At 46.1% G+C, this 16974-nt stretch carries 16 protein-coding genes; 3 read left to right on the top strand and 13 right to left on the bottom strand.

Annotation, left to right across the window (positions count from 1 at the left end):
• Window positions 1-97: 97 nt before the first annotated feature.
• The 7 genes from rhaM to BN3279_RS22120 all read right to left on the bottom strand — a co-directional run bounded on the left by rhaM (window position 98) and on the right by BN3279_RS22120 (window position 9232).
• Window positions 98-427 carry an L-rhamnose mutarotase gene (gene rhaM / locus BN3279_RS22090; RefSeq protein ID WP_059054031.1) on the bottom strand — a complete coding sequence of 110 codons (330 nt, stop codon included), beginning with the start codon at window positions 425-427 and terminating at the stop codon, window positions 98-100.
• A 43-nt stretch (window positions 428-470) separates the two neighbouring features.
• On the bottom strand, window positions 471-1499 hold the full coding sequence (locus BN3279_RS22095; RefSeq protein WP_059054033.1) for a glycoside hydrolase family 88/105 protein: 1029 nt from the start codon (window positions 1497-1499) through the stop codon (window positions 471-473).
• A gap of 15 nt (window positions 1500-1514) precedes the next feature.
• Window positions 1515-3149: a type 2 periplasmic-binding domain-containing protein gene (locus tag BN3279_RS22100; RefSeq protein WP_059054035.1), complete on the bottom strand. Its 1635-nt coding sequence runs from the start codon at window positions 3147-3149 to the stop codon at window positions 1515-1517.
• Window positions 3150-3187: 38 nt separating this feature from the next.
• Window positions 3188-4060, bottom strand: a complete 873-nt coding sequence (locus BN3279_RS22105) for a carbohydrate ABC transporter permease (protein ID WP_392396887.1) — start codon at window positions 4058-4060, stop codon at window positions 3188-3190.
• Between the two features lie 229 nt (window positions 4061-4289).
• Complete coding sequence (locus tag BN3279_RS22110; RefSeq protein ID WP_187377830.1) at window positions 4290-5147, bottom strand: ABC transporter permease; 858 nt, start codon at window positions 5145-5147, stop codon at window positions 4290-4292.
• Window positions 5148-5475: 328 nt separating this feature from the next.
• Complete coding sequence (locus BN3279_RS22115) at window positions 5476-7758, bottom strand: AraC family transcriptional regulator (protein WP_059054040.1); 2283 nt, start codon at window positions 7756-7758, stop codon at window positions 5476-5478.
• 187 nt (window positions 7759-7945) lie between these two features.
• Window positions 7946-9232, bottom strand: coding sequence for a Gfo/Idh/MocA family protein (locus BN3279_RS22120; RefSeq protein ID WP_059054042.1), 1287 nt, complete (start codon window positions 9230-9232; stop codon window positions 7946-7948).
• A gap of 242 nt (window positions 9233-9474) precedes the next feature.
• Between BN3279_RS22120 and BN3279_RS22125 the strand changes: the two genes are divergently transcribed.
• Window positions 9475-10254, top strand: a complete 780-nt coding sequence (locus tag BN3279_RS22125; RefSeq protein WP_232436909.1) for a helix-turn-helix transcriptional regulator — start codon at window positions 9475-9477, stop codon at window positions 10252-10254.
• On the opposite strand, the gene BN3279_RS22130 is transcribed toward BN3279_RS22125, so the two are convergent.
• The 4 genes from BN3279_RS22130 to BN3279_RS22145 all read right to left on the bottom strand — a co-directional run bounded on the left by BN3279_RS22130 (window position 10251) and on the right by BN3279_RS22145 (window position 13506).
• Entirely contained in the window at window positions 10251-10700 is a 450-nt protein-coding gene (locus BN3279_RS22130) for an OsmC family protein (RefSeq protein WP_059054046.1), read from the bottom strand. The genes BN3279_RS22125 and BN3279_RS22130 overlap by 4 nt on opposite strands.
• Window positions 10701-10734: 34 nt before the next feature.
• On the bottom strand, window positions 10735-11382 hold the full coding sequence (locus tag BN3279_RS22135; protein WP_059054047.1) for a hypothetical protein: 648 nt from the start codon (window positions 11380-11382) through the stop codon (window positions 10735-10737).
• Between the two features lie 341 nt (window positions 11383-11723).
• On the bottom strand, window positions 11724-12701 hold the full coding sequence (locus BN3279_RS22140) for a hypothetical protein (RefSeq protein ID WP_187377831.1): 978 nt from the start codon (window positions 12699-12701) through the stop codon (window positions 11724-11726).
• Window positions 12688-13506 carry a hypothetical protein gene (locus BN3279_RS22145; RefSeq protein WP_059054049.1) on the bottom strand — a complete coding sequence of 273 codons (819 nt, stop codon included), beginning with the start codon at window positions 13504-13506 and terminating at the stop codon, window positions 12688-12690. Before BN3279_RS22145 ends, BN3279_RS22140 begins: the two co-directional genes overlap by 14 nt.
• 392 nt (window positions 13507-13898) lie before the next feature.
• On the opposite strand from BN3279_RS22145, the gene BN3279_RS22150 reads away from it, so the two are divergent.
• Window positions 13899-14078 carry a hypothetical protein gene (locus BN3279_RS22150; RefSeq protein ID WP_059054051.1) on the top strand — a complete coding sequence of 60 codons (180 nt, stop codon included), beginning with the start codon at window positions 13899-13901 and terminating at the stop codon, window positions 14076-14078.
• Window positions 14079-14218: 140 nt separating this feature from the next.
• On the top strand, window positions 14219-14527 hold the full coding sequence (locus BN3279_RS22155) for a DUF6809 family protein (protein ID WP_059054052.1): 309 nt from the start codon (window positions 14219-14221) through the stop codon (window positions 14525-14527).
• A 287-nt stretch (window positions 14528-14814) separates the two neighbouring features.
• Here BN3279_RS22155 and rhaD read toward each other — a convergent pair whose 3' ends face one another.
• Both rhaD and rhaA read right to left on the bottom strand, forming a co-directional pair.
• Window positions 14815-15657, bottom strand: coding sequence for a rhamnulose-1-phosphate aldolase (gene rhaD, locus BN3279_RS22160; protein WP_059054053.1), 843 nt, complete (start codon window positions 15655-15657; stop codon window positions 14815-14817).
• Window positions 15658-15696: 39 nt separating this feature from the next.
• Entirely contained in the window at window positions 15697-16953 is a 1257-nt protein-coding gene (gene rhaA, locus BN3279_RS22165; protein ID WP_059054054.1) for an L-rhamnose isomerase, read from the bottom strand.
• Window positions 16954-16974: the final 21 nt, after the last annotated feature.

Below are 16974 nucleotides of genomic sequence, written 5' to 3' on the forward strand. Positions count from 1 at the left end.
AATACAACCTATATAATTAGAGCATTATCATATTAATTTTTGAGAGCCTGCATGATGAATAAAGACAGCCCCTGAGGCATTCAGGGGCCGTCTTCATCTACTCTCCCAGCTTTCTTTCCAGAAAGAATACCTCTTGCAACTCACGGCTCACAGGACTATGATCCGCATTCGTCTCCATGAGGTCCTTCATGCTGTCCCACCATTTTCGGCAAACATCCGTATCCGCGGCCTGGCTCCAGAGAATTTCATCCTCAATCTCTAGGTAGGCAAACAGATTGCTGGTAGACTCATCTAAAAAAATGGAGTAACTAATAACTCCGTGAGCGAGCAGCATCTCTTCCATCTCGGGCCAAAGCTCATCATGACGTTTATGATATTCCTCATGACAATCTTCATACACCTTCATTAATGAAGCTTTCCTTATCATCCCTCCACCTCCCTCTCACACGATGATCTTCTATAACAGCATATCACTCACCGTGTTCAATGGCAGCAGCTAATAAGGCTAATACGAGACCCTGCCCCCAGCCTTGGGCCCATTTTCGGTCCACTGCAAGATAGTCTCCGACCTCCTTCATTACGGCGGTTCCGCCGGACACATTCAGAACGCGGCCATTTAATGCAATGTTATCGAGCACGCCGTTCAACGCTTTCTGTACATATTTCGCATGAAGGGGGTTGCCTTGCATCATCATGGCGGCCGCTATTCCGGCCGTCGCTGACACTTCCCCATAGGCTTCCGGAACATCAAGAACTGTTCCCCAGAGGCCGTTATCCTTTTGCAGCTTCTTAATCGCAGCCAGTTGGTCCCGCAGGGAGCTCCATATATGCATCATCGGCGGATAGAGATAGCCTTCTGGAACCTCCCTGGCTGCCCGGGACATCGTATAAGCTGCCCAAGCATTCGCCCGCGCCCAGTGAATCCCTGACATATGATCCTTAGTTACGTTGCTGTAGCCATGGTACCAAAGCCCGGAATCTTCGTCTTGCAAGTAGTGGATATGCCAATAAAATTGATGTAGGGCATCTTCAATCAGTGGCTTCTCCCCCAGCATCACCCCGGTACGCAGCATGAAGTAGGCCGCCATAAATAAGGTATCCGCCCAGCACTGCTCAGGGAAATCATTTTTGGCCGACACCGTATGCTGCAGCACCCGTTCTCCGAATCGGGGCGCCTTGTTCTGGAGGTAATCGATCTTGCTTAATATCAGATCAAGATACTTCTGGTCTTGCGTATGTTCATACAAGGTGAGCAGCATATGTCCCATCGCGCAGGTGTTCACGTTCCATACCGGAAGCCCCACCTCAATGTACTCCTCACACCATGCCACCATGCGTTCAAGATAAGCCTCTTCCCCGGTCGCTTCGTAAATGGAGCTGACTCCGTAAAAGGCAACCCCTCCCGGCCAGTCCCAGGTCAGGTCCATGCTGAAAATATAGTCCGCCACACGTCCCGCGATGGGCTTCAGGTCGGACGGAATCGATGTTAGCTTCAACACTAATCACCCTCCGGATTAATTGTATTGTCCTGCTTCAATCGCTTTCTGCTTCTCGTCAAGTATTTCCTGGTAGCCCGCATTCTGATAAGTCTTCTTCGCCGCTTCGTATGTGGCATCAAACTCGCCCTCCGGAGCAAGAACACACTTCACATACAATTCCTGGAACAGCGAGTTCAGATCGGCCTTATATTCGTTCACTTTCTCAAGAACGACACTGAACAAAGCGTCTGGCGTGCGATACTCCTCCACCTCGTCATAATACTTGAGCATATCTTCAGCCAGATACTCGTATCCTGGAGGTGCCCAGTTGCGGATATACGACTTCCGCGACAATTCCGGACTGGCGTATTCAGCCATCTCCGTGACAAGGCCCCAATAATCCTTGTTGTTGTTATTGGATAGCTTTGACTCGCCCGCAAAATCAGCTACCTTCACCGCAATGCCATCCGCGTCGAGTGTATAGTTCTGGCCTTCAACTCCATTTTGCAAGAAGAACAGGTTATCCGGTTGGCTCATCCATTCGAGGTACATCCAGACCGCTCTGCGTTCCTCGGTTGATGATTCGTAGTTGATGCCCATGATGAAGCCAAACGGCCAGTAGGCGCGTCCTTGCGGCTGATATCCTTCCGCCACGCTGGCTGCTGGAGGGAGTACGGCGAACTCGGCATTAGGATTGTTCACCAGGGTTGCCGATATAACGTCTGTATTGCTGGTAAGATAGAAGGCGTACGTTCCGGTCTTGCCCGCCACGAATTCAGCCTTCGTCTTGGCCTCATCGTTACGCAAATAAAATTCCTTGTCGATCAATCCGTTATTATATTGATAGTTCAGGTTGCGCAGATAGCGCTCAGTTGCCGGAGACGGCAAATCCGCCACACTAAGATCCGAATACAACGCTCTTTCTTTCTCGTCGAACGGCCAATCCCGGAATGGATAGTTGAAGTTGTAATTGTTCTGCAGCAAGTTAGCGCCACCCACGCCAAGGCCAGCTTCCTTCCATTTTGCCAGCAACTCGTTAAATTTCTCCAAGGAAGTCAGGTCCTCCATCTTCATCCCGGCTTGCTCCACCCAGTCCTTGCGAATGAGCGTCGTAAAGTTGTCCGCAGAAGGGCGATTGGCAAAGAAAAATACTTTGTTTCCATCCACACTGCCGTATTTCTCTATTGTTGAGTTCACGTTTCCCCAGTAGGTCGGAGCATAATAAGCAATTTCGTCATAATCCAGTTCTTGCATCACATCTTCCCCGTAGTAGGCCAGGGCTTGCGGCATGTCATAGTGAAAAATGATGTCCGGGGCCTTGTGCGAAGCCAGCAATTGCTCATAATCCGTGACCTCGCTGGTGCGAGTAATCGGAACAAATTTAACCTCGATGTTATACTTATCTCCGAATTCCTGCTGAACCCAGCGGGTATAGTAGTTATCCGTCACATTCCAGCCCTCGAACGCACGCTCATAGACCGGAATTTCCAGTGTGACCTTCTCAGGAAATCCTTCCGAATAATCTACATATTCTTCCGGAACATGATTAGAGTTGTCGATTGGCGTATTCGATTTTTTAGAATTTTGCTCCGAATTGCCTGAACATGCCGACAACACGCTGATGGCTACGAACAAAGCCATGACGATCGAGATTACTTTACGTTTACTCATCGTTTTTCCCCCATTTTTTCCGAATGATTTGGCTTCAGCTATTCTTTCACTGCTCCCAGCAAGACGCCTTGCACGAAATACTTCTGGATAAACGGATAAATGCAAAGGATCGGAAGTGTCGCAAATACAACACATGATGCCTTTAGAACCTCAGGGTTGCTGAGTTGAACCTGTGTTGCCTCCAACTGGAAGCTTTCGCTGGCTTGAATGACCAGGTAGTACAATTTGAGCTGCAAGGGCCGAAGTTCCACCGCTTGCTTGATGTAGAACAAAGCATCCTGATACGCGTTCCAGCGGCCAACGGCATAGAACAGCGACAACGTGGCGATAATCGGCTTGGAGAGCGGCAGGACGATACTCCACAAAATGCGAAAATGTCCCGCACCATCTATTCTTGCTGACTCCTCCAGGCTTACGGGGATGCTGCTTGAAATAGCAGTCTTCATGATCAGGAAATTGAACGCACTGAACGCCTGCGGCAGAATAAGCGCCCACAAGGTATCCAGCATGCCAAGCTGATTCATCAGCATATATTCGGGAATAATCCCGCCACTGAAATACAAAGTAATCATGAAGATCATGGTCAATGCCGTACGGCCCTTAAGCTGCTTACGTGACAAGGGGTAGGCTGCACAGATTGTAATAATCATACCGAGAAGGGTAAATACAACCGTCACAATCACCGAGACATAAAGAGAACGCAGAATGCTGGCATCCGCGAAAATCTTGCCATAGGCTTCAAAGGTGAAGCCACGCGGCAGGAGAAATACCTTGTTCGCAATGACAAAGGCATCCGAGCTAAGCGATTTGGCCGCAACATGGAGAAATGGCAGCAAGCAAACCAGCGAGGCGATGATCAGCGATAGATGAATCAGCACATCCCAAGTGTCAAAACGTCTCTTGCGATGCATGGTAATTACGTTGCCCGAAGACTTCAAGAACCCGCCTCCTTTCTTTGATAGGTTGTTCAAAAAGTCATCTTCCCAGGACGTAGTTGTTCGAGAAGTAAATTCGGGCGTCGAATCTTGAATTCAGCCGGGCCTTCCGTTGCTCACGTAGATCTGTCTACGCTCCGCTACTCAGTCCCTAGCTTCATCCAACCTTCTTGGTCCTGTAAACCCGACTTTTTGAATTTTCAATTTATAGTAGTCCGTCTTCTCCTAGCTTCTTGGCGATACGATCCGCCATCAGCACCAGCATGATGCCAATCAGGGATTGGAACAATCCGAGTGCCGTCGCCCGGCTAAAGTTCCCACCCTCGATCCCCCAGCGGTAGACCAGCACCGGAATCGTCGTTGTAAACTCGGTGGTGGCTTTATTTTGCAGGGCATAAATCCGTTCGAATGAGCCTTCCATCACCCGTCCCAGGTTCATAATCAACAAAGTCACAATCGTCGTGCGAATGGACGGCAGGGACACATTCCATACCTTCCGCCAGCGGCCTGCCCCGTCAACCGTTGCCGCCTCGTATAGCTCCGGATTAATTCCGCTGATCGCCGCCAGATAAATGATCGTTCCCCAGCCCATACTCTGCCAAACCCCGATAGCCAGATAACTGATCAGCCAGTTGAAATCTTCTTGCAGGAACGGAACCCGGTTGCCGCCCATCATGGCAATCACATTGTTGACCACACCGCTACCTTCGCTCAGCAGTTGATAGGCGATGGCACCGATGATTATCCAGGACAAGAAATGCGGCAAATAAAGCAGGGTCTGGTTGATCCGCTTGAAGCGGAGGTTTCTTACCTCATTGAGCAATAGCGCCAGGACAATGGGCATCGTGAAGCTGAAGACCAGATCAAGGCAGTTCAGCAGCAAGGTATTGCGGACAGCACGGCCGAAATCATGCTTGGCGAACAGCTCTCTGAATACCTCCAAGCCGACCCATTCACTCCCCCAGACGCCATGAGCAATTTTGTAATCCTTAAACGCTAATACAAGGCCGGACATCGGAGCGTATTTGAACACAAGCACAAAAGCGATCGGAATCAGCAGCATCAGGTACAGTTGAAGGTCTCGCCGAAGATAAAAAGCGATGCTCTTCCCTAATGGCTCCTTGGGGCCTAGAGAACCTCTAACTTTTGAAGCGCTTTCAATTTTCAGAATCTCACCTCCTACGCTTGATCATTCCTTCCCTATCCGAAATCTCGTGGAGAACCGTGAGGGAAGCTCTGTCTCATCTTACGCTCCGCCCTGGCACCGGTAAATCATGAGTTTTGATTCTATTTGTCATTTTTGATTGCCGCTTGCAGTGGTGGGAATGTTACCGGGGAAAATAATCAATAATGATGCTCATAAGCAAAATAGACGACCCGGAGCAGCTCCTTCAGCCTGGTTGCGAGGTGTGTGTCTTGGCCGACTTGTAGCTGCTTGGCGCCATGCCCTCATATTTACGAAAAAACCGGTTGAAGCTCTGGACATTGTAGTACCCCACTTCAGCAGCGATTTGAGTAATGGTGAGCGAAGTTTCCAGCAACAGTTGCTTCGCCTTCTCTATCCGTAGCTGGTTAAGATAATCAAGCAAGCTCTTCCCGGTGAATTCATACACGATTCTACGCATGTAGGAATAACTGATGCCGATTTCCTTCGCCATATGTTCAAACACAATTTCTTCGCAATAATGCTGCTCCAAATAGCGGACAATGCGCTCCCCATGCCCCGCTTCTCCTTGATTTCTTGTGAGATATTGAATGATCTCGTCAAAGAAGCCGCGCATATATTCCTCAAGCTCCTCAAGCGTATCCAAGGAGGCGATAGCCGAATAAATGTTACCCCGCCCCGCAAATATTCGTTCCGTGCTGATGTTATTTTCTCTGAGATGCTTGATGGTGACGCTGAGCAGTTGGTTATAGATGAACATAATATTATCGTAAGAAATATAATTAGCCGTAACAATTTCCTGCCGAATCACAGCCAGCTCTTGTTGAATACTGTTCAAGTTACCCGTGTCGAGATAATTGAGAATTTTCCTTTCACTGCGCGATGGGTAGACATATTTCCTGCTGTTGTTGTCCGCGGTTTCTTTCCAGAAAATAATGCCCCGTCCCCCTTCAATCATTCTGTACTTGATCAGTTCCCTCGCCTCAGCCGCCCGGTCAGCAATATTTCCGTTCAAGGCAGACGGACCGCTCACCCCAATCGTTACCGTATGACCGAAAATGTCCTTCGCCACAGTTCTGACCCTTACAAGCGCATCGTGAATGCCTGTGCCATCATGGCCTCCTGCCTCTTCCTCACCATAATTCATCACCATTGCAAAATAACCCTCGCCCTGATAAACGCTGTAGACATGAGTAGTCGCCGGGAACAAGTCTTCGCATTGAGTATTGAACAGATAGCGATGATAGCTGCGGGTCTCCGCATTGGCCTGGCGCACGTAATGTCGGTATCGATCAATCGAGACGATGGCAACCAGGCAATGGGGCTCAGGGAACATGCTCACAGCCTGCTCCGTTACCTCGCCTTTCAGCAGATTATGAATAGCCAGACTCCGCGTATCTCGTTCACGCTGGCGCAGCAGCAGATGAAGTTCTTCCTCCTCCTCCTGCATTCGCCGAAAAGCCACATCAAGGAAAGCAAGCTCATTGCGCCCCGATATCCCCAGGTTACTACGCGCCCGCACACTGCGAACCAGCTTGCGCACTGGCTTGGACAACCATGTGGCAAGGAAAACAGACAGCAAAGTCCCGGCAAAGAAGATAGCCACCGTCAGCAGAAAAATGCTGCGCTGCATATGGCGCGTCTGAGTCATCAACTCGTCCATCGACAGGATACTTACATTCCACCAGCGGTACCGCTCCGAGTAGGACCAGGTGTACAACAACCGCGTGCCCTCCAGCTCATGAAAGGCATACCCTTGCTTGATTCCCTGATCCAATAGGTTCTCGACAAACGGCAACTCTCTTCCATTGGTAAGCAGCAGGCCTTTATCATCATGAGAAATAATCAGACCATCTCGCTTCATGAGCATAAACCCGTGCTCCCCAGGCTCTGACGATCGCAAGTAACTTTCCACCTGACTTTCGCGCAGATTGATGACAACCATTCCCCGTGTCGTCGTCGATAAGCGATTTAGTGGCAGCACATAGGAAACGACATTCGTCCCCGAGCTTAATTCCCGAGGATGCCAGATCCCTCCGATCCCTATCCGTCCGGTCAGCGCCTGCTCGGTCCAATCGATGGGCTCATATCTGTCCAGCGTCGTAATTCCCTTATCCGTGGAAATTACGTAGTTGGCACCCTCCAGATAAAAATAGCTGGAGTACACGCCATCGACTCTGTGGTTCAAATTCACCAATTCGTTCAGCACCGTAAGGGCGCTGCTCATATTGCCGTAACTCTCTCCAAGCTCGGCATAGGTCTTGAAATTGCGGATACCGTCATAAATATGGGTCGAAGACAGCCTTACGGCATCCTGTGCCAGATTGTTCAGCGCATTCTCATTCAAGTTTCGGTTCGCATTCAGCCCGGCGAGTGCTGATTCTGCAATCTCTAGCTCGGAATTTCGCAGGATCTGCGCTCCGCTGTACCACGTCAAGATGGACAACGGAATGGCCATGACGCAGAACAGAATCAGCGCCAGTTGAAGCAGCATCGGAACTCGTTTCATTGCTCAACCCCCTCTTTACCTGTTCAATTTCCCTTTCATTTAAGTTTATATAAAATATTTCAAGTTAATTTAAATATATTTGGCTCAGCGTGCTTTATCAACCATTTTTTTACACAAAAAACCGTCTGAAACGAATGTCGCAGACGGTAGTGAATGTATTATCTTCTATTATTTATTGGGGGATGGTTTAAAACTTGACCAGATCATCAACCTTCACCGCCTGCCCGGTACGAATTGAACGATTGGCCGCGATGCCGGTAAGAATCGATCTTGCTCCATCTACATGATTAGCCGCTCGGTTGAAGCGATCCACGACCGGAGTACCAAACATATCCTGAAGTAAAATGGGATCACCCCCGCCATGGCCCCCCTCTCCCTCTTGAACCTCTACTTCATAAGGTGGCTTCCACATCGGATAGACTACGATACGCTTATCCTTGAGCGCTCCTTCCAGTGCCTTGTCTCCTCCGGAGTTGACATACGATTGTTCCACAATCGTCATCTCCATTCTCCCCTTACTGCCGTTGAAGGCAATGCGGTAGCCCTCCCAAGGCATATAGGCATTCAAGGAATAAGTTAATATTGCTTTATTCTTATAGCGGACCATGACACCCATAGTATCTTCAATACTGATCCCGTCGCCGAATACACTTTGGTCACGCTGATAACCGTCCTCATGCTCGGCATCCAGGTACATCGCCTTCAAATGCGGATTCTCATCCAAATGTAAGGCAAACGGATCATCCGTGGCATTCGGATGGCCCGTTGCACGCTCGTAGAAGCTCGTGACTCCCCGTTGCTCGGCATTCTCCCTGCCATAGAATAACAAGTCCCCATAGGCAAATACTTCATCCGGCTCTGAGCCGATCCAGAAGTTGACCAGATCGAAATGGTGCGTCGATTTGTGAACGAGTAGCCCCCCGCTATTCCGCTTGTCCCGATGCCAGCGGCGGAAGTAATCTGCCCCATGCATCGTATTCAGCAGCCATTCGAAATGGATGGAATGCACATTGCCAATGACCCCATCCATAATCAGCTCACGAGCTTTAGTATGATGCGGCGCATATCGGTAATTGAAGGCAACTCGCACATTGCGGCCCGTTCGCTTAACCGCATTCAGAATATCCTGGCATTTGTCTTCGTCTACTGTCATCGGCTTCTCCGTAATGACATCACAGCCCAGCTCCAGCGCCCGGATGATATAGGTATGATGCGTTCGGTCGACGCTGGTGACGATGACAGCATCGGGCTTTTCGGACTCAATCATCTGCTCGAACTGTCCTGAAAGGTAAGTCCTCACCTTAGGGTAGCTATACTTCTCTTCAAGCATCCGGTTGGCATAATCCATTCGTGTCTGATTGATATCGCAAAAGGCAACCAGCTCAGAGGTCTCCCTAAATTGCGCGGCGATCGCAGAGTAAAAAAATTCCGCCCGACCTCCGGTTCCAACAAGAACATATTTTTTCTTGTCCATGTTACAGCTCCTTTAAAAGTTTAGTTCTTCACTTGTAAGTTAACACAATAAAAAATGGTTATCGCCGCTTTTTAAATTGGTTTTCTTTGATAACCCGCTTTTTTTGTCATATGATAAAGGAAGTCATTGTTTCCTTAAGGAGTGTTCTCATGAACCTTGCTTCATTTCCCGATACCCTTCGATTTGGACATAAAAATGACCCCCTCTATCTCGAATTCGATCGAAGAAGGGGTCATTATTCCATGGCAACCGACCATTACCACCGGGAGTATGAGCTATATTATTTATTTAGCGGACAACGCAACTATTTTATTAAAGAGGATGTCTACCAAGTACAGTCAGGCGATCTTGTATTTATTGACTCCCATGCCGTTCACAAGACCTCCGACTCGGGGGCGCCCCATCATGAACGCATTGTCCTTTACTTCTCACCGTCCTATTTCGATGATTTGACTACAGAAGAAAGGGACTTGCTGTTATCACCGTTTCTACTGGAGTTCCCCCTGCTCAGACTGAACTATCAGGAGCAACAACAGATCGAAGGTCTCTTGGGTACCCTGCTTACCGAACTAAATGAGCAGCAGCCCGGCTATCGCCTACGCATTACTCAACTAGCAGGTGAATTATTGCTGTATACAGCGCGCAGCCTCTTGAAGCGTGAGTCTCTACCAAGGCAGGAATCCTCTTCCGTTCAACGTAAAATTTCAGAGATTGTCCGCTATATCAACCTTCACTTCGCAGAACCGCTTGAGCTGGAGGAACTGTCCCTTCGCTTTTACATCAGCAAAAGCTACCTCAGCCGCATGTTCAAGCAAGTCACAGGCTTTGGCTTTGCCGAATACGTGAACCTCACCCGCGTCAAAGAAGCCGAGCGCTTGCTCCGCGAAACCGACTACAGCATTACGCATGTGTCTGAGCTGTCCGGCTTCGATAACTTTTCCCACTTCGGGAAAATGTTTAAAAGGCTGACTGGTGTGACTCCTAGAGAATATCGGAGGGGGCATCAAAATAAGGTCACTTAAACCTCTGCCTTTACAACACTAGGCTGCGTTTCTATGGATACATTACCTGCCACGGCTCTTGAGATCATACAGGACTGTTCGGCCAAATGCGCAAGCCGCTCTGCTTTTGCAAATTCAGCCTCGGTTGCCTCATCTCTCAGCACTATCCGTGGTTTATGAATGATTCGTTCATACGTAAAAATATTATTCGTTACATCGACCGTTGCCTCAGACTCCAGTGTCAGCTCCAGGGGTGTAATATCTGCACGCTCCAGCATCGCTGCCAAAGTAATCAGATAACAGGTCGCCGCCGCTCCCAGTAGCATTTCGTCAGGGTTTGTCCCGGTTCCCGGACCACCCATCTCCTGCGGAATCGATATAACCGTTTTCAACCCGCCTGCATCGATATGCCCTTCGCTGTTACGTCCACCATTCCATACTGCTTTAAGATGAAAAGGATGCTTCATTTTGCTCATTCCTTTCGTGCTTAAGCTGTAATGCTTACAAAATAAATATAATTGCGATCATAATATATGAATATCGAATATTCTTTTTTAACAATATGTATACAGTGCCATATAGAATGGACATGAAGAAAGCATAAACACCTGTTTGAGTTCCTTGGAGCAAAATGTGTATGAGTCCCCATGTGAGCGCAAGAAAAATCCCTCCATAAGGTAGACTACCTTTTTTTAGGAGTGTTTCACCGAATTTTTGTCCAAAAGCAATCGTTAGCAGAATCAAGGCAGCTTCAAACAAGTAATAAATATTTTGAAAAATGGATTTAACGATACCATTGTATTCTTGAACTGGCTTAAAGCCACCCCATACAAAAGTGGTAACTGTAATTGCTATAATAGAAACCACAGCCGCAAGTAACCATCCCTTGGAGTCTGGCATTTCATTTAACTTCATAATATCAAAAGAGTATTTTTTCTTTGAAAGCCTTATCAAAAATAGTGCCATACTCCCCCACAAAATGCATGTAAGCACCCAGTGTATACATTCATGAATGAGAGTATATTCAGAACTTCCAATACCGAATATCAAAGGCAAAAGCATTGATAGTACAACTTCAAGACCGAATCCTGCAAAAGCATACAACCCTAATGCAAGATAATCGCTTGCTCCAACTTTCTTTTCATCCATAAGCTGAACCCTCCATCAAACATATTTTCCCGACTCTTTGTATAATACTCCCAGTTAGGGCATGTCTGAAAACTTAGTTGATTGAGTTCTCAGACATGCCCTAGTCGATTAAAATGTTTTTCTTCCGTTGTAGAAGGTTCGACATCAGCTTTTTTAGTCCTCCTTTTCTATCCCCATTTCGTGAAAAATGTTACGTTCAAAATTATTACTCAATAAAAATAGAACAAGCTGTAGTAACCCGGTGGTTTGTTTTTTACGAGGTGACGAGATAGCAGTTTAATGGGACAGGGACATATTAGGTTTAATATGTCCCTGTTAGCAGTATTAAGAAAACTAAGATATTAAAAATCATATCTATTCTTATTAATATATTCATAAATACTTTTTATTGTAGAAAGAGTCAATAATAAGTGACCAATTGCCGCCGTAGCACTTAATTCCCAACGCTCCATAGACTTTGCTTCTTTTCCATGACCAGCCATGTTTCGTATATCTCCGATTGCTAATGCTATATTTTTGTGTTTAGAGTGTATCCAAGGCTTGTCCGTAGAGTCTAACTGAGAATACAGATGGTTTGCAACTTGGGTAATACCATTATGTTTACTGGTATCTACACCAGATTCAATTGAAATTCTCCGTAGCACATCTTCAAATGCTCTACCTGTGCATTGAATTGCATCTCTTGGGTGAGCCCTGAAAATGAGAATTGCTTTTTTGAATTCAGCTATTTCATCGTGATAAAGCCAACTAAAGATATTCTCCCCTAAAACGTTAATCATGAATAGACTAACATTTGTTTCATTTATAGTTTCTTCATTTAATTTATATATAACATCAGTTTCATCATAGGTAAAATCAATATTCATAATATTTCCTGATGAGTCTAGAAATCCAGCAGCTTTAGCCCAAGATTTTAATAACTGTTCAATTTGTTTTGATGTTTTATTAAATGAGAAAAGCGAACATAATTTTCTTGTAGCAACATCACTTGGATCCCCATTACTCAAGTATTTGAGATATATAATAAATGGTTCCCATTTTTCTAATCTGCTTCTAAAAAGAGAAGTTTTTAGATCCTCTGAGGGTGTAGTATTTAATACATTGGCGCAATCATTAGAAACTTTATAGTTAGTTTCGGCTACTGTTTCTATCATTCCTAGTAGAATAGCCGCATTAATGGCACTTTTAACATAAGAGTTACTTTTTCCAGTATAAATCATAATCTCATTTACATTTGTCTCACGATGAATACATCGTGTTACTACATCCATTACTAAACTAATAGATACATTATGTGAGGGTAAGTTAAATATTTTCACTGTCATTTTCTATATCAAACTCCCCATAAGCTGCCTTGAAAAATGCATTAATTTTATCTATATTCCATTCTGTCATATCTACATTTATTGTTATATTACGGACTATCTTAAGTGAATGGACATTTTGTTTACTTATTTCAGGAAAATCATGACTTAAAATGGAATCTCTATTTTGATTTTCTAAGACTTGAAATGTTTTTTCAATTTCTACTTCTGGTGTATAAACAGACTGGTTTTCTTCAACTTGCTGCTTTTGTGGAAGGGGTGAAGAATTTAAAGTATCATCAATTAGTTTTTTAGCCTCAGAATCCCACTTAATTCTTGTAGCTTTCCCTCGTCTACCTGTTATAAACTCTCCTAGACCAGATAATTGAATGAAACTACCAAAGACATTTGCTGCTTCATTTCTATTGTTTGGTGAAACACCAAAATCATATTTTCCCCAAAAGTTTTTGACTTCTTCTATATCGGTTTCTTCTGAAAAGTCTTTTTCATTCAATCTAGATAAAAACAATTCATACGGTTGGTAACTCAATATTACTTTAAGGAATATTTCCTTCCTTTTTTCTTCATTAGTTTCATACGCTAGTTCCTTGCCCATTTGTTTGAAATCAAAGCCAGTCACAAGACCCAGTGTTTCCATTGTTTTTCTAGTAGCATCAATTTTAGCACCTGTGAATACTGCTTTAATTCCTTTTTCGTCACCTTGCTTCTTTTTAATTGCTTCTAGTAATTTTAAAATGTTTTCCCAGCTAGTTCCGTAGGGTAAGGTCTTATCATTATTTAGTTCCAATGCTTCACTCAATTTACATCCCTCTTTCTAGAATTGTCTTGTCTGAAAATTCATAAAGGAATAAAATCATGGGCAACTGTTTACCGAAATCATGATGATAAGTCTATTTAAAATTTGCTGTATCCGAACAGTTCCATATACCTATAGCTTGATGATATCTTATTCCCATTTCAAAATCCAGATAATATACCAAATTTCTACAAGTGATAAGGGGGCTCAGGGGCACACTCAACAAACGAATCTGGACATCCAAATTCAGTGCTTGCAACAACACAAGTCAGCAGTTAAATCCTCTATAATAAATAACCTGCCGAGAAAAAGCTGTTCATCGGCAGGTTATTTACGTTGACTTTTTGTTGCTACATTAATATACTTATTGTGGACACGAAAAACGGGGTGAAGCGATGTCGTCCAAAAAGATGGGGCGTCCACCGTCTGATAATCCCAAAAGTGAATTAATTCGAGTACGTGCCGATCAAGAGATTTTGAGCAAGCTGGATGCTTGCACCGAAAAGCTCCAAACGACCCGTTCCGATGTTATTCGCAAAGGGATTGAAAAGGTGTATGACGAGCTCCAAAAATAAAGAAGGAAGCAGCGTGGGTCCAACGAAGAACACCGCTACTTCCTATCCCGCAACCGCTTGGATAAGCAGACTGCATAAATATCCTACCATGTGCAGGAATCTCATTCAAGCGATGCGATGATAATAATGGGAGGATGAATATGAAAACCATTTTAGAAGCTCTGTATCGCGGACAAATTAACCCTGACGAGATCATTGTTCCGTCTCAGCCAGAATACCGTTCTATAAGCCAACAGGTGTCAGCGCAGACGGTGCATTGGCGTGAACGATTAGGTGAGGAAGTATTTCGTGAGCTAGAGGAATATTTTGACCTGTGCGATAGCGCAAGTAGTATGCATGTGGAAGCTGCTTTTCTTCACGGGTTCAGGTTGGGAGCGAACCTTCTTATTGAGGTTATGAGTAATCGGGAGAAGTTGGTTCCAAATGCAGCTTCGAGTATGCCCTTATGATGGTAATACCGACATGCTAACCGTTATTGATGCGGACAGTCTTGTTTACCACTATCCCTGCTATGAAATTGAAAATGCTTAAAAATGCATTATGCTCAGGCGATTGCCAGAGAAATGATGATATACAGAGATTGAGTAAAATGCTGACTATATATTAAATATGAGAAGCGAATGTAGCAGTCACCTTCAGTCCATTTAATTTCAAATGGGTTCATCTTGAAGGCGAGATTCTGCTTGTTCGCTTCTCTTTTTTCGGTCTCCCAAATTCACTTGTCAGAGGTACGCCCCTACCCCAATACCCCATCCCGCGCCACCACACCGAACGCCTTTGCCAAGTCTGCCAGCTCCAAATCGGTAATCGCTTGCTTGATGGCTCTTCCCCCGATCAGGTTGTAGACGGTTGCGGCCTTCTCTACGGTCTCGATCAGGCCGAAGGTTTCATCCATGGTAGCGCCTGTGCCAAAGATGCCGTGATGCGGCCAGATGACAATGCGGTAATCCTTCATTTTTCTGGCCGTTTCCCGCCCGATCTCATTACTCCCCGGAACCATCCAAGGCAGGATGCTTACCCCTTCCGGGAAGACCACAAGACATTCGGTACACATCTGCCACAGCGTCTTGGTGAACTTCCGTTCATCCAACTCATGGGTAAAGGTCATGGCAATAAGATTGGTAGCATGGGTATGCATCACGATGCGATGCTTGGGGTCTACCTTCAAACGCTCAATATGGCTCATAAAATGAGAGGCTAACTCACTGGTAGGTCTTGCGTCGTTACGCAGCCCCCACAGAATCTCCACTTGCTCTCCGTTAGCAGATACGCGAACCACGCCAAGGTTGGCTCCCGGGTCCTTGATTACGTTTCTGAAATACTTGCCCGATCCGGTCACGATAAAGTATTTGCCAGCCAGTTCCTTGACCGGGAAAGCCAGTTCCAGAGATCGTAAGGAACTACGGATATCCATATACTTGGCGACTTCCTCTTCATCCAGCAAATAGCTAATGTTGCCACCGTTCAGTTCATCCCAACCCAAGGTCCACAGATGATGAGTAATCTCAGTCATTTCCTGAATAAAAGGGGCTTCTGTGCTTCCGATATAACCGGATGTTTCACTTAGAGATGTTGTCATGATTTCTTCTCTCTCCTTAATTAATGGATAATAGCTAGTTTATCTCTTGAGCAATACTTCCCGTTCGTGTTGCTTCACCTCATGGAGCCATTGCTCCCTCACAGGTACGCCTTGCGAAGCACAATAATAATCCCACACGGCTCCGAAAGGGTAGGATTTAAATTCTTCTACTAAAGCCAAGCGAGAGGTGTAGTCGCCAGCCAGTTCAATCTTGCGGAGTTCTTCTATCGGCTCTAACATCGCCCGCAGTAATGCCTTGATAGTGTTCCGCGTTCCAATCACCCAGGCTGCCAGATGATTAATGCTGCCATCAAAGAAATCAAGGCCCAGGCTTGTCTTCGGCAGCAAATCTCCGCGAACCAGCTCACGTGCGATTTCCAGCAATTCATCGTCCATGGTCACAACGTGATCGCTGTCCCAACGAACGGGACGGCTGACATGCAGCAGCAGATGCTTGCTGAACATCAGGATCGACGACAGCTTGTTGCTGATGACTTCAGTAGGATGGAAATGCCCTGCATCCAGGGTAATCGCCTTACCCCGCGAAATTCCGTATCCCATATAGAACTCATGTGAGCCTACGACATAACTCTCGGAGCCGATGCCAAACAGCTTGCTCTCCACGCCATCTATATTAAATTGTTCATCAATCGGTTCGCTGAAAATCTCATCCAGTGAAGCCGCCAGCCGTTGTCTTGGTGCCAAGCGATCCACCGGTGTATCCTTGTAGCCGTCCGGCATCCAGAAGTTCGTGAAGCACGTCTGACCCAACTCCCGGCCGAAATACTCGGCAATCTTGCGGGATGCCTTGCCATGACGTATCCAGAAGTCGCGAATCTCATCGTTCGCATGACTCAAGGTGAATCCATCCGCCGCATTCGGGTGAGAGAAATAAGTAGGATTAAAATCAAGACCCAAGCCCTGCTCCTTCGCCCAATCCACCCATTTCTGGAAGTGACGTGGCTCTAGCTCATCCAGATCAACCTGCTCATCCGTATCGGCGTAGATGGCATGCAGATTAACCTTATGCTTACCTGGAATAAGAGATAACGCCTTCTCCAGATCCTCACGCAGCTCTTGCGGAGTGCTTGCCCGGCCCGGATAGCTGCCTGTAACGGCAATTCCGCCGCTAAGCTCCTTGTCAGAGAACAGAAAGCCTCGCACATCGTCCCCCTGCCAGCAATGCAAAGAGATTTTGACCTCCGATAATTGCTTCAAGACCTGATCTACATCAATACCGTGGGATTCGTATAACTTCTTGGCTTCGTTATAGCTGTTGATTATGCTTTGATCCATGCTATTCCTCCCCTTTCTTCT

This window comes from Paenibacillus senegalimassiliensis, assembly GCF_001486585.1.
Lineage (GTDB): Bacteria > Bacillota > Bacilli > Paenibacillales > Paenibacillaceae > Fontibacillus > Fontibacillus senegalimassiliensis.

What these genes read in the sequence shown, in the direction of transcription:
- BN3279_RS22105 (WP_392396887.1), bottom strand. Translation starts at nt 4,060, where the DNA reads ATGCATCGCAAGAGACGTTTTGACACTTGGGATGTGCTGATTCATCTA.
- BN3279_RS22120 (WP_059054042.1), bottom strand. Translation starts at nt 9,232, where the DNA reads ATGGACAAGAAAAAATATGTTCTTGTTGGAACCGGAGGTCGGGCGGAA.
- rhaM (WP_059054031.1), bottom strand. Translation starts at nt 427, where the DNA reads ATGATAAGGAAAGCTTCATTAATGAAGGTGTATGAAGATTGTCATGAG.
- BN3279_RS22130 (WP_059054046.1), bottom strand. Translation starts at nt 10,700, where the DNA reads ATGAAGCATCCTTTTCATCTTAAAGCAGTATGGAATGGTGGACGTAAC.
- BN3279_RS22135 (WP_059054047.1), bottom strand. Translation starts at nt 11,382, where the DNA reads ATGGATGAAAAGAAAGTTGGAGCAAGCGATTATCTTGCATTAGGGTTG.
- BN3279_RS22150 (WP_059054051.1), top strand. Translation starts at nt 13,899, where the DNA reads ATGTCGTCCAAAAAGATGGGGCGTCCACCGTCTGATAATCCCAAAAGT.
- BN3279_RS22115 (WP_059054040.1), bottom strand. Translation starts at nt 7,758, where the DNA reads ATGAAACGAGTTCCGATGCTGCTTCAACTGGCGCTGATTCTGTTCTGC.
- rhaD (WP_059054053.1), bottom strand. Translation starts at nt 15,657, where the DNA reads ATGACAACATCTCTAAGTGAAACATCCGGTTATATCGGAAGCACAGAA.
- rhaA (WP_059054054.1), bottom strand. Translation starts at nt 16,953, where the DNA reads ATGGATCAAAGCATAATCAACAGCTATAACGAAGCCAAGAAGTTATAC.
- BN3279_RS22155 (WP_059054052.1), top strand. Translation starts at nt 14,219, where the DNA reads ATGAAAACCATTTTAGAAGCTCTGTATCGCGGACAAATTAACCCTGAC.
- BN3279_RS22110 (WP_187377830.1), bottom strand. Translation starts at nt 5,147, where the DNA reads ATGCTGCTGATTCCGATCGCTTTTGTGCTTGTGTTCAAATACGCTCCG.
- BN3279_RS22100 (WP_059054035.1), bottom strand. Translation starts at nt 3,149, where the DNA reads ATGAGTAAACGTAAAGTAATCTCGATCGTCATGGCTTTGTTCGTAGCC.
- BN3279_RS22125 (WP_232436909.1), top strand. Translation starts at nt 9,475, where the DNA reads ATGGCAACCGACCATTACCACCGGGAGTATGAGCTATATTATTTATTT.